The following is a 12,645-nucleotide window of genomic DNA, read 5'->3' on the forward strand; positions in this document are numbered from 1 at the left end:
TTAAATCCTGAAAATCTTATTTTACTATCAAATATCATGCTGTTTTAATAATCAAATGCCAACCTAATGCGGTAGTTCCTTCCCGGCATCGGAAAGTTTTTTACCACTTCGTAAGGTTGGTTAAACAGGTTATTAGCTTCCAGAAGAACCTTTGCATTTCCCAATTTCAACGAAAAATCTTTTCCTAAAGAAAAATCGCTGGTATACCATGGTTGTAGATAATTATCTACAGTATTAGCTGACTGACTGTATCGTTCTCCGGTATATATAAAGCTATAGTTCATATAAATACTTCCATAGTTTAACCCTAAGGTTATGGCGCCACTGTGCTTCGGTATATAAGGTATTTGTTCCCCTTTGTTGTACATACTGCCTCGTGTTGTTGTATTCAGAGCTTCTTGAAAAGTATAGTTCAAACCGACATCCAGCTCCACATTCCCTATTACGGACCACCCACTTTTTACGACTACATCAGCGCCTTTAATACTTACGCGCTCTAAATTATACATTATCCATCTAAACTGGTTATCTGCCGGAGTAGCGATAATTTTATCACTTACTTCGTTGTAATATATATCTGATTGTAAATTAATATACTTAATATATTTATCATAATACTTTCTAAAAGTAAAACCTATATCATACTGATTAGCATATTCTGGTTTTAATAAGGTATTGCCTATCGCGGTATAGTAGAGATCATTAAATGTAGGCATTCTAAAGATATTTTTATAGAACGATCGTATAACAAAAGAATCATCACTAAATGGCTGCCAAGACAAAGATATTGAAGGTGTCACCTCCTGTTTATCTCCGGCTGCGGAGAAAAAACGAGCTTTATCTTCAAGAAAAGTACTCAATATTGTTGCTTGAGCCGTTAACCGGTCATTGCTATATTTTGCTGTTGCGGCTATCAATGTGGTATACCTTGTAGGATAAGCAAAATTATATAGGTCTGCGTTCAGCTTATTCCAGATAAAATCCCCTGCTAGACCTACACTCCAATAGCTGCTCAACGCGTATTGATTAGCAACCGACAAGTAAGCCTCCTGCTGATGATAGTTGTTCTCAAGGGGACCTTCTAATTTTATGATATTTGGATTAGCATAATAAGTATAATCGTTTGCGTACTTTAAATTTACTTCTAAGGAATAACGATAATAAGTTTGTGAGAACGACGATTGTACGAAAATATTTCGGTCAATTTGCCTTTGTCCCAATTCGGGGCTCGTAGGTTTCAACCGATTACCTACCGTTGCGTCGGGAAGCCCACGATCAGCATGATAAAGGTACAACTGGGACTTCCATAATCCATTTTTTAACGATCGCTGCAGGGAAGACTCTATACGAAAAGCCTTTAAATCCGTATTTTCTCTAATAGCTGTTGTGTCATAATTATTGTCACGGAGCCTAAATTTATATTTACCATGAGCTTCGGTATACTCCGTACTTAGGGATAAACTTGTTTGATCTGTAAGTTTGTGTTGTAATAAAATAGACGGGTTTACCAACCCGAATGAACCACCCTTGATTCCCAAACGAAGGTTGGTCCGCTTACCTTCTTCGAATACAGGAGAAGAGGTCGTGAGATACATTGCTGAAGCTGAAGCAAAGGCTCTTGCCGGTTGAAGCAACATAGGTCGTTCTCCATTGAATAAAGTAATTTCCTCTATATTCTCTAGGGAAAACTTGCCTAGATCTACCTGTCCATTTTGAGCATTACTAATCGCTAATCCGTCTAGAAATACCTGCGTATGATTAGTTCCCATACTCCTGATATTAACAGTTTTCAATCCACCAACGCCTCCATAGTCTTTTAACTGAACTCCCGACAAGAAACGGGTAGCATCAGCTACGGTAAGGCTATTAAGGCGTTGAAGCTGATGTTTGGTTAAAGTTTGGACTGGGGTTGGTGATTTAAGCCATCGGCTACCTTGCAGAGAATATACGGATACCGTATCCATTACGGTCTGTGCGTAAGAAACATGAACACCAACACTTATTATTAAAAAATAAATAAAAGAAAATCTCTTTAACCAATGCATTAGCGCTATAGATACTTGTCAGCTAGGGAATATGGAGATCTTCTATACCGCTTATCTCGGTGGAGAGCTCACCAAGCCAACCTAAATCAGCCTGAATACCCGTTTGTATTTTTACAAAATCAATTGCTTGCAACTCAACTTTATCGCCGTTATGATCGATAGCATTATCAATGTCAACCTTATCACCTCCAACGGTATTATCGGCATACCCCCATTCAAAAGGCATACTTTTTACATATGTAGGAACGGTTTTATCGATATTGGTACTTGGTAGACGTGAGCCGGTCAAGGTGTAGGATGTTGCGTCAAGCCATTCGGGATAGTATGGCTGGTTGTGGTAAGTGTTCCTTTTTATTGCACCTTCATTACCTTGACTGTCTCTCCAGGAAACATCACCATCAGAACTTTCAGGCTTAAAATACGTAACCTCGTAATCTCGAAGATAACCATCGGTGTTATATGCACTACCTTTGATTTCGTACCAGGTATCATCTGGCACTCCATTTCCATTTGCATCTTGCATTACCCAAATCACACCCGGTTCGGCAAACTCGGCTTGCGAATTACCATATACTACGAAATCATCCTCACCTTCTTGATTAACTACCGGATGGTCAAAGCCCAAGACGATATATCCCCCATATGCGCCTAAGGAGACTAGCCCCTCTCTTCCTCCAAGAATTCCTTCAGCACTTTCTATATTGCCTGGAGCTTTATTAATAAATTGACCCGGTGCAGGTTTATATTCAAATAAATTAACGACATACCTATTGCTTACAGGAACAACATCTTCTTTTTTGTTGCATGCTGTTAGACATAATATTGACATCGTGTATAAAAGAGCCTGCTTCATAAAACTGTCTTTCTTCATATATATACATTATGATTTGTGCGATAAAAATAGCATAGTTTAGGCTAAAGAAGCAGAAAAGAAGAATCAGTAAGTTATACTTACGGTACAAAATACTAATTTGCTTCAATCCACGAAAGCCATCAGTTACATCATATATCTGGCAGGTATTCTGACTTGTTCTGCCAGCATCGGACCTTCCCATTTCATTCCGAAACAGTGGTGCATTTAAAATGCTGACTAATAGGAGAACTTACAGCTGCGGGACAGTTTTGGATTTACACCAAATTCCCTTTTAATCTCAATTATAGCAATAATTTAAAAACCAAATATCGTGGCAAAGGTAATATATAATTTTCGAAGATGAATGAAAAAATGCTATCCTAAACACGTACCTGTCCGGTACCAACCACGATCCATTTATAAGACGTTAGTTCTGCTAAGCCCATGGGGCCACGGGCATGTAATTTCTGCGTACTAATTCCTATTTCTGCCCCAAGGCCAAACTGGGCACCATCGGTAAAAGCGGTAGACGTATTGGCATACACTGCTGCCGCATCTATAGCGGTTAAGAAGTCATTGATAGCGTGTTCATCTTCAGCAATTATGGCCTCACTATGTTTAGAACTAAATGCAGTAATATGAGCAATGGCTTCTTCCAGGCTGTCGACTGTTTTTACCGCCATTTTTAATGATAAAAACTCCATGCCATAATGACGGTCGTCAGCAGGCTGCAAACACTTTTTCGGATAGCCTGCAGCCAATACTTCATATGCTCTGCTATCGGCAAATAACTCTACTCCTTTTTCTGCCAAAGGCTCCAATAAACGAACTAAATCTAATAGTCGATCGCTATGTATTAAAAGGCAATCCAACGCATTGCACACACTTACGCGTCTTGTCTTCGCATTATCAATAATAGCTCTCCCTTTCTCCAGATTACCCGAAACGTCAAAATAAGTATGTACAATGCCTGCTCCTGTTTCTATAACGGGAACTTTGCTGTTTTCACGGACATAATTAATAAGCTGCTGACTTCCTCTAGGTATAAGCACATCGACATAGTCTACGGCATTAAGTAAGCATGCAGTTGCAGCTCTATCTACCGGCAATAGGCAAACAACTGCAGGACTAACCTGCTCCCGAACTAATACCTTATGAATAATTGTCATAATAGCCTTATTGGAAAATTCGGCATCACTACCGCCTTTTAAAATTGTTACATTACCTGTTTTAAAACAAAGAGCGAAAACATCTAAAGTTACGTTTGGTCTAGCCTCATAGATCACGCTTACCACGCCGAGAGGAACTCTTACTTTTTTTACATCCAAACCGTTTGCCAACAACCGTTTTTCGAGCACCTCTCCAATAGGACTGTTGAGTTCCGCAATGTTCTCAATATCTCTTGCAATGGCTTTGATACGCTCAGATGTTAGTTTTAGTCGATCATACTTAGGATCGCTAATCGACATTTTCTCTAAATCTTTTTGATTTTCACGCAGTAAAAAATCAATACTGCTTACTATTTCAGTAGCCAATAGTTGTAATACCTCGTTGATCTTTCCTGCAGACAGGTATACCATTTCCTGCCGTGCTTCTCTTGCTTTCTCGAAAGCGCTTAAATAACTCATTCTTAAATATTAATAAATCGAATAAAAGTAATCGTAGTGAACCAATGCCTTTTGGTTTTTAAGACCAAGTCTTTCTCGAGCTTTGTCTGCTCCATACTGAGCTATACCTAATCCAACAATTGCGTTATCCTCGTCTAAAATTTTGATAATATCTCCTTTTTTGAAATTTCCGATGATCTCCAAAATACCAATAGGCAGTAGGCTTCTTACATTACCCGAGGTTAGTACCGTTTTAGCACCATTGTTAAGTTTTACTATGCCATTAGCAGAGCTTTCAGCATGAGCAATCCATTTTTTTTTACCTGATTTTCTTTTTTCCGGAACAAAATAACTATGGGTCAATTTCCCCATGAGCAAATCGAATAAAACCTCATCTCTTTTTCCATTAGCTATGTGTACGGCAATCCCCAATTTTGAAACCTTTCTGGCTATGGAAGTTTTAGTTACCATCCCTCCTCTTCCGAATGTTGACTTTTCTGGTTTAATAATGGATGAAAAGTTATAATCATTACCCTGTATCTGTTCAATAATTCTCGAAGTTGCCAGTTTAGGGTCGCCATCGTAAATGCCATCGATATTGGATAAGATAATTAAGGCATCTGCATTAAGCATGGACGCAATCAGGCCAGCCAATTCATCATTATCTGTAAACATGAGTTCCGTAACTGACACCACATCATTTTCATTAACTATAGGAATAATATTATGTTGTAGAAGTGAGTTCAAACAATTCTTCATATTTAAATAGTGCACGCGGTCACGAAAATCCTCCTTTGTAACTAGCACCTGTGCGCATAACATATCATGGATATTGAACAATTCAGAATAGGTATGAATGAGCTGTACCTGACCAACTGATGAAAGGACTTGTCTAATGGCAACAGGCTGTCTGCTTTCTTTCAACGAAACTAAACTCCTGCCCGAAGCCACGGCCCCGGAAGAAACCAATATAACATCGACGCCTTCCTTTTTTATTGCTGCAAGTTGGTTAACAAGGTGTTTGATACGACCGCTATCAGGAAGGCCATCGTCTTTAGTAATAACATTTGAACCTACTTTTACAATAATTCGCTTGTATTGAAAACCCATGGAGATGTTGTAACAGCTATTAATATTTTATTTTATTAGAAAGTACTCCCTATACGATTTGGAGGATAGCAAATTAACAACATTTTATAAAAAACAACAATTATTTAGCAATGAAACTTCACAATAGCTAACAGGTTAATAAATTCGGAAAAATATCAAGTAACCCTTATTAGGCTTGTTAAAAAAGTGTTGGCTGGAACGATTGCAAACAAACGGCTTAAATATAGCAGCACCATTACAATTGTACACCAATCGATCTAATGCTCACTGTAGAAACATGAAGAAAATCATCTCTTAATTTCCTTCAAAAACATTAATGGTAATTTCACATGCCAAAGCAATCTTTCACTGATACTCCGATGGAATAACCTTTCAAGAAAATCATAGCTTCTTACTACCAAAAAAATCATACCAGCCCGATGTTCCTGAGCAAAATCTATAATTCCGGTTATTAAATCCTTACGGTCGATATAATGAAGTTCCGCTGTATCCCCAAACAGCTCATGCAGCTTATATTGCTCAGTGATTGTATCTGGATCAAAATGACCAACATCGTTGTAATCCACATTTACGACCAATAATCTGACCTGTAGATTATCTGCCCAAGACTTAATCATACGAACTGGCACTGTTTGCGCTACCTCTTTTAAGTCGCAAGCATATACCATGCTATTAAAATCATCGTACGTGGCACTTTGTGGTACTATTAATAAAGGATATTCAGTAGACCTTATCAAATCAACAGCATTGCTACCAATAAAAATTCGTTCAATTTGATTTTTAACGGAGGTGCCTATGACAACAAATTCGACTTGGTAAGATGATGCCAATTGGTTAATAGCCAGGTCGAGCGAACGATGATCAGCCAATACCTCTATAACAACAGAATTATTTGTCTGATTATTCAAAGCCTCTTTTAATTTATTCAGTTCTTCTTTGCATTCTTCCTCTAAGTGATCGCTGTTATAAGGCTCACTTATAGGAATTTCTGTTATTATGGGCAATTTATTAAATGAATGATATATTAGTACACGTTCTATATTCAGTTGTATGCTTAATGATAATGCGTATCGGGCCGCATTGAAAGCAGCGTCTGAGAAATCGGTAGCTAACAGGATTGTTTTCATTGAAATAAACTATTGTTTTATAGCTACGCTGTGGCGACCGCAGCAATGACTTCTATCAGCAGTAACTACTTACTCAACAATTGACACTTGGCTTTGTTCGACGTTATTTTAATGGTATTATAATTTACAGAATGAATACACGGATATGTTAACAAAGTGTTTAAAGAATAATATCTTTGTACGCATATTAACGCTAAAATAGGTTATATTATATTATAGCATATGAAAAAACAGGGGCCAAACAGAAGAGAAAAAATAATGAATGTAGCTCTTCTCTTGTTTGCTGAAAAAGGGTATGCTGATACTTCTACCAAGCTCATAGCCAGAGAAGCAAATGTTTCTGAAGCATTAATCTTTAAGCATTTTGAAAACAAGGATAAATTGCTGTTCCACCTAATTAAATCTGGTTATAGACGTGTACTCCTACAAAACCATGGGATGCTCACCTACAATGATCCAAAATCTTTCTTGAGGAATATGATAGATCTTCCTAAAAAACTGGTGAGTGAAGAGCCACTTTTTTGGAAATTACAAGAGAGACTTTCACATCATGACTTTTCTAAGCAGCAGCATAATCTATTCATGAAGTCAGTTGACGTAGTTGTGAACAAAGCATTTACTGAACTTGGCAAGAAAGATCCTGCACTTGAAACTCAATTTCTTCTACTTTTGATAGATACGCTGTGGAAAAAAGAGGCTATTGGCGAAATCGAGGCTATTGACAGAATCGCTGAACTTATTAAACAGAAGTACAACCTATAATCAGCTTTGAAAAAAACAAAGTAAGTGTTTACTCACTTATTTTTTTAATATTTTTTTGATATTAAAAATATTACATTAGATTTGCATCACTAATCAATTATAAAACTAAGCATTTTTATATTCTAATATAAAGTGATCATTTGTAAAGGGAGCACTGCCGGGTAGCTTACTTATGATCACTTTGTTTTCTTTGCAATCAGATTAGAAATATGAAATTGCGACCATTGGTAATTATTAACCCCTCATTTATTGGTTAAAGACATGATTACGCTGCAATTAAAGACTTTTTTTTACATAACAGGATATCCTCCGCCCAGCTACAACTGTCATTCGAATTTTGCTAAATCAATATTTCCAGTTTGCCTAGAACATCAATTACACACAAAAAGAATAAAAATCCCCTACGCTATGCAATAAATCCATTCTTTTCTTGTTATTTTAGTAACTAATCGTGATTTTAGTAGAATCGTAGTGTAAACAATATTAAAACAAAGCATAGAAAAGATCACCGAACCTATTTAACAACATGAAATTCAAAAAAAAAACAATAAAGATACTCATAGCACTGACAATCGTTTTAGGAAGTGGTTTCGTTTTTTTCTCAGCCTTCGAGCTTAACAAACCAACACAAAAGGAAGTACGTGTTAGTCTACCCAGCAAGCCGGTACTCCTCCCTAAACAATTCGGATTACATGTTGATTCATTTAACGTCCATAAAAAAACGGTAGCCCGCAATCAGTTTCTATCAAATATATTGGAAGAACATGCCATAGACCGCAGTGCTATTGCTAAGATAGTTGAAAAATCGAAGTCAGTTTTTAACGTTAGAAAGATTAGCGCAGGAAATCCATACACGATTTTCACCTATAAAAACGATCCTCAACGTGCCGCTTATTTCATTTATCAGCCTAATCCAGTTGATTACATCGTCTTCGATCTTCGTGACAGCATGCGCGTATATACAGGAAAAAAAGATGTTACGAAAAAGACGGAAACATTGGCAAGCAGTATTAATCATTCTCTTTATGATGCGTTACAGAAGAATGGAGGAGATCCGCTTTTGGCTATGCAGCTAGCAGAAATATATGGCTGGGCGATAGATTTCTATGCTATCAACAAAGATGATTGGTTTAAGATACAATATGAAAGAGAATATGTGGACGGTAAACCAATTGGCCCGGGAAAAATACAATCTGCCATTTTTTCACATAAAGGAAAAGAATTACAGGCTTATTATTTTCAACCGGATAGCACCACTAAGGGAGGTTTTTATGATGAGGAAGGTAATAGTGTAAAACGCGCTTTTTTAAAGGCTCCATTAAAATTTAGTCGGATAACATCTCGCTACACGAACAGACGTCTACATCCGGTACAAAAAGTTTGGAAAGCTCATCTTGGTACCGATTATGCGGCTCCTAGCGGTACACCTATTATTGCAACAGGTAGTGGAACCGTAGTAGAGTCTGCATTTACGAAATACAATGGCAACTATGTCAAAATAAAACACAATGGTACATATACTACACAATATCTCCATATGAGTAGAAGGGCTGTAAAGCGCGGTCAAAATATTCAGCAAGGTCAAGTCATAGGGTACGTAGGAAGCACCGGGCTTGCAACCGGACCACACGTATGTTATAGATTCTGGAAAAATGGTAAACAGGTAGACGCTTTAAAACAGAATTTTCATGAAACGATTCCGTTATCGGAGGAGTTTTTGGCTCAATTCAAAAGTAGCATTATAGCGAAGCAACAATTACTAGCCTCTCTAAAACTTGACGATAACGATGACCTGCTCGCAGCATCTACCCAGGCCAACGAATTAGAAGAAAAAACTGCGTTTTAAATAAGTAGTTTAATACCTGTTTCAGTAACCTTAAATATCGAAACATCAATCGGAAGATCGGCAGATATCTCCTATAGGTCGCCACCCTTTTCACCATTCTGGCACTTAATTTCAAGCGCAATTAGCTCAGCTATCTGCTGAATGGCTGAAATGCCAGATGTAAACTTCCATGGTTTATGCCGATGGACGTAATAACAAAAAATCAGCTTACAAACCGATGCTTATTGCTTATATTCCAGCTACTTTCGATGCCCTACGGACACACAGTCCCTGAAGATTTGACGAATAGATAAAAAAGGGGCCTTCAAGGAGATTGAAGGCCCTTATTATTATTAAAAAGTGGCCGGATGGCCTGACATAGGACTGCAAATATAAGGATACAAGACTATTTTTTCATATTTATTATTATTATTTCATATTTATGAAATAATCAATTAATATTACATATTTTTTCTATGAAAAATCAAGTAATTCTTTAATTAATAATAAAAATTCATTGTAGTTAATATTATATCCTTGGATAGCTAAAAGGTGTCATTCTGATCGTTCCATTCTCCATCCATTTTTATCCTTTATAAATTTTACTTCATGAGATCGAGGTTCACCAAACGCTTTCTTTTCAAGTTTTGCAAAGGGAGTAACTCCTGTAAACTTCGTTGTATAAGTGGCTTTGGCGCTCTTCCCTTCTTCGTCAATCTCCAGCGAAGTAACTTCGCCTAGTACCTCCTCGGCCACTTTTACCCGCTGCACCGAACTCAACTGGCCTTTATCTGGCTCTAAAAAATAGGTTTTAGCTGCCTCCGTAAACTCAATAACGTTTCCTTCATTATTACCTGATTTTCTATTACGCTCAACCTTCACCAAGCCTTCTTTTTCTAATCCAGCATTGATAACTCTTTTTCCATCTTCAGAGTCTTTAACATAAATTTGATAACTGTGTACATAAGGGTACCTGTCACTTTGTTCCAAAAGTGATAGTGCTTGATCTTTAGTTAACTCGTTTTTATTGCAGCTAAATAGTGCAATAACTATTAGAAACAATATTTTTGCGCTTCTCATGACAAATGTTGTTTTTTATAATCTATAAAAATAGATCTTTTTTACTAATTTATGATAGTCAAAATAGTACTGCCGAACTTTACTTATGTTACCACGTCGTTAGGCATATAAATAAGAAGATATAGATTGAAGAGCCGATTTTTTGTATTATCGGATAAATATCCGATATTCATGTTATGATTGCAGTTTTAACAGGTGATATTGTAAATTCTCGTACTATTAATTCTCCAAAGGCATGGCAAGATGTATTAAAGCGTGCTTTAAATAAAATTGCGTCAGCTAATAATTGGGAAATATTTCGTGGAGATAGCTTTCAGGTTGAACTGAATGTTCCGCAAGAAGCTCTGAAAGATTCAATTTATATAAAAGCGTGTGTAAAAACCGTTAAAGAGCTTGATGTTCGTATCGCGATCGGCATAGGCAATAAGAATTATACAGGAGATAAAGTATCTGAGTCTTACGGTGACGCTTATATTTTTTCCGGTGAAAAGCTCGAATCGTTAAAACGTGATAGACAGAATTTAGCGATAAAAACAACCGATGAAAACTTAAATGAGGAATTGAATATCCTTTTCAGATTAGCATTGACCATTATGGATAACTGGACACCGAATTCTGCAATGCTAATTAAAACGTTGTTTGAAAACCAAAACCTATCACAAAAGGAATTAGGAGACATTCTGGGAATCAGTCAATCATCTGTAAGTGAACGGTATAATAGAGCCCACATTTCAGAAATTGAGGCTCTTCAGCGCTTATTTATTAAAAAAATAAACGGATTAACAAAATGATCGTGATCTTTCTAAAATTACTGTTAGCACATCTTATAGGGGATTTTCTCTTGCAAACCGGCAGGGCTGTAAAATCGAAAGAGCAAAAAAAAATCAGATCGTTTTACCTCTATATCCACTGCATTATACATACTGCGCTAACAATGTTAATCGTTTGGAATATCCATTTTTGGCCATACGCACTATGCATAGGATGCAGTCATTTTATTATCGACATTACGAAACTTTATCTTCAGAAGGAGAAAGGAAAAGTAGCAATCTTTTTAATTGATCAGGCTTGTCATTTATTAGTACTGTTTATTGTTGCCTTTTCTTACGCGCGGTCAGAAGTTGATTTTGCTTTCCTCTTAAGTGATAAATACCTGTTGCTTTATACCTGCATTCTTCTCTTAACCTCCCCCAGTTCTATCTTTATTAAGATTGCTATCTCTAATTGGTCTCCTCAGAATTTAGAGGAAAATCAAAAGAATGGCTCACTGCAAAACGCAGGTAGATGGATTGGAAACCTAGAAAGACTATTGATCTTCGTCTTTATTGTTGTAGGAAGATTTGAGGCTATAGGCTTCCTGCTCGCCGCAAAGTCTATTTTTAGGTTTGGAGATTTAAAGCAAGGTGAAGATAGGAGGCTTACAGAATATGTGCTCATTGGAACATTATTAAGTTTCGGAATAGCTATTCTAACAGGCTTATTTTACATCAATATTTTATAGTAAAAGGGGAAACACACCAATTTAGTATCAGCGAATATATTTTTTCTGTGCTATCTAATTTTGCTCAATAAAAAGCTCCAGAAATAGCATCTTCAGGCATCTATTCACCAGGAATTACTTCATTATGGAAAAAACCAGCATGGTCTGATGCAAAATCTCCTCAACCTCTCCTTATAAATTTCGAACAGACGTCAAATAACGAAGTAGTTATACACAACGGACCAGACAATACACCAACAAACGTGGAATAAAAACCTATGATCGAAATGCCCGAAAAAATCTGGCAAACAAGACGCAGTAAAGTATAAAATATTAAGATTAAGTTTAACAAGAACAAAACAAATCATTGATATTTAATAACTTAATTATTATGTTTGTATTCAGCAATAAACTTAATATCATGGGAAAATTTATCGTTAAGGCTGCAAAGAACGGTCAGTTTCATTTTAATTTGAAGGCAAAAAATGGCCAAGTTATTCTTACCAGCGAGTTATATACATCAAAAACTGCGTGCATTAATGGTATATCTTCTGTTAAAGAAAATGCAAAAAATGGCGACAGATTCGATAGCAAACAATCCACTAACGGGAAATATTTCTTTAATCTCAAGGCCCGTAATGGTCAAATTATAGGAACTAGCCAAATGTATGAATCCTCAGCAGGGCGTAATAACGGCATCATTTCGGTTACAAAAAATGCACCAAACGCAACTGTTGTCGAAGAGTAATGTTAAAC

General features: G+C 36.7%; 11 protein-coding genes and 1 riboswitch. Of the genes, 5 read left to right on the forward strand and 6 right to left on the reverse strand.

Annotation, left to right across the window (positions count from 1 at the left end):
- Positions 1–44 precede the first annotated feature (44 nt).
- The 5 genes from H8S90_RS19320 to H8S90_RS19340 all read right to left on the reverse strand — a co-directional run bounded on the left by H8S90_RS19320 (position 45) and on the right by H8S90_RS19340 (position 6,742).
- Positions 45–2,045 carry a TonB-dependent siderophore receptor gene (locus H8S90_RS19320; protein ID WP_187339450.1) on the reverse strand — a complete coding sequence of 667 codons (2,001 nt, stop codon included), beginning with the start codon at positions 2,043–2,045 and terminating at the stop codon, positions 45–47.
- A 22-nt stretch (positions 2,046–2,067) separates the two neighbouring features.
- On the reverse strand, positions 2,068–2,916 hold the full coding sequence (locus tag H8S90_RS19325; RefSeq protein ID WP_187339451.1) for a cell surface protein: 849 nt from the start codon (positions 2,914–2,916) through the stop codon (positions 2,068–2,070).
- Positions 2,917–3,039: 123 nt separating this feature from the next.
- A riboswitch (cobalamin riboswitch) is annotated at positions 3,040–3,240 on the reverse strand.
- Between the two features lie 38 nt (positions 3,241–3,278).
- Positions 3,279–4,526, reverse strand: coding sequence for a glutamate-5-semialdehyde dehydrogenase (locus H8S90_RS19330; RefSeq protein ID WP_187339452.1), 1,248 nt, complete (start codon positions 4,524–4,526; stop codon positions 3,279–3,281).
- Between the two features lie 9 nt (positions 4,527–4,535).
- The gene (proB, locus tag H8S90_RS19335) at positions 4,536–5,615 is read right to left on the reverse strand and encodes a glutamate 5-kinase (RefSeq protein ID WP_187339453.1); all 1,080 of its coding nucleotides are present in this window, start codon (positions 5,613–5,615) and stop codon (positions 4,536–4,538) included.
- Positions 5,616–5,902: 287 nt separating this feature from the next.
- Entirely contained in the window at positions 5,903–6,742 is an 840-nt protein-coding gene (locus tag H8S90_RS19340) for a universal stress protein (RefSeq protein WP_187339454.1), read from the reverse strand.
- A 222-nt stretch (positions 6,743–6,964) separates the two neighbouring features.
- On the opposite strand from H8S90_RS19340, the gene H8S90_RS19345 reads away from it, so the two are divergent.
- Together H8S90_RS19345 and H8S90_RS19350 are read left to right on the forward strand one after the other, a co-directional pair.
- Positions 6,965–7,504, forward strand: coding sequence for a TetR/AcrR family transcriptional regulator (locus H8S90_RS19345; RefSeq protein WP_187339455.1), 540 nt, complete (start codon positions 6,965–6,967; stop codon positions 7,502–7,504).
- A 526-nt stretch (positions 7,505–8,030) separates the two neighbouring features.
- The gene (locus tag H8S90_RS19350; RefSeq protein ID WP_187339456.1) at positions 8,031–9,350 is read left to right on the forward strand and encodes a peptidoglycan DD-metalloendopeptidase family protein; all 1,320 of its coding nucleotides are present in this window, start codon (positions 8,031–8,033) and stop codon (positions 9,348–9,350) included.
- A 534-nt stretch (positions 9,351–9,884) separates the two neighbouring features.
- On the opposite strand, the gene H8S90_RS19355 is transcribed toward H8S90_RS19350, so the two are convergent.
- Positions 9,885–10,409, reverse strand: coding sequence for a hypothetical protein (locus tag H8S90_RS19355; RefSeq protein WP_187339457.1), 525 nt, complete (start codon positions 10,407–10,409; stop codon positions 9,885–9,887).
- Between the two features lie 176 nt (positions 10,410–10,585).
- Between H8S90_RS19355 and H8S90_RS19360 the strand changes: the two genes are divergently transcribed.
- From H8S90_RS19360 to H8S90_RS19370, 3 genes are all read left to right on the forward strand, one after another.
- Positions 10,586–11,200, forward strand: coding sequence for a SatD family protein (locus H8S90_RS19360; RefSeq protein ID WP_187339458.1), 615 nt, complete (start codon positions 10,586–10,588; stop codon positions 11,198–11,200).
- Positions 11,197–11,910 (forward strand): DUF3307 domain-containing protein, encoded by a 714-nt coding sequence (locus H8S90_RS19365; RefSeq protein WP_222852140.1) that lies wholly within the window; start codon positions 11,197–11,199, stop codon positions 11,908–11,910. Before H8S90_RS19360 ends, H8S90_RS19365 begins: the two co-directional genes overlap by 4 nt.
- Before the next feature lie 400 nt (positions 11,911–12,310).
- Entirely contained in the window at positions 12,311–12,637 is a 327-nt protein-coding gene (locus H8S90_RS19370; RefSeq protein WP_187339459.1) for a YegP family protein, read from the forward strand.
- Positions 12,638–12,645 lie beyond the last annotated feature (8 nt).

The organism is Olivibacter sp. SDN3 (assembly GCF_014334135.1).
Taxonomy (GTDB): domain Bacteria; phylum Bacteroidota; class Bacteroidia; order Sphingobacteriales; family Sphingobacteriaceae; genus Olivibacter.

Coding starts and splice junctions, on each gene's coding strand:
- H8S90_RS19320 (WP_187339450.1), bottom strand. CDS start 2,045: ATGCATTGGTTAAAGAGATTTTCTTTTATTTATTTTTTAATAATAAGT.
- H8S90_RS19325 (WP_187339451.1), bottom strand. CDS start 2,916: ATGAAGAAAGACAGTTTTATGAAGCAGGCTCTTTTATACACGATGTCA.
- H8S90_RS19330 (WP_187339452.1), bottom strand. CDS start 4,526: ATGAGTTATTTAAGCGCTTTCGAGAAAGCAAGAGAAGCACGGCAGGAA.
- proB (WP_187339453.1), bottom strand. CDS start 5,615: ATGGGTTTTCAATACAAGCGAATTATTGTAAAAGTAGGTTCAAATGTT.
- H8S90_RS19340 (WP_187339454.1), bottom strand. CDS start 6,742: ATGAAAACAATCCTGTTAGCTACCGATTTCTCAGACGCTGCTTTCAAT.
- H8S90_RS19345 (WP_187339455.1), top strand. CDS start 6,965: ATGAAAAAACAGGGGCCAAACAGAAGAGAAAAAATAATGAATGTAGCT.
- H8S90_RS19350 (WP_187339456.1), top strand. CDS start 8,031: ATGAAATTCAAAAAAAAAACAATAAAGATACTCATAGCACTGACAATC.
- H8S90_RS19355 (WP_187339457.1), bottom strand. CDS start 10,409: ATGAGAAGCGCAAAAATATTGTTTCTAATAGTTATTGCACTATTTAGC.
- H8S90_RS19360 (WP_187339458.1), top strand. CDS start 10,586: ATGATTGCAGTTTTAACAGGTGATATTGTAAATTCTCGTACTATTAAT.
- H8S90_RS19365 (WP_222852140.1), top strand. CDS start 11,197: ATGATCGTGATCTTTCTAAAATTACTGTTAGCACATCTTATAGGGGAT.
- H8S90_RS19370 (WP_187339459.1), top strand. CDS start 12,311: ATGGGAAAATTTATCGTTAAGGCTGCAAAGAACGGTCAGTTTCATTTT.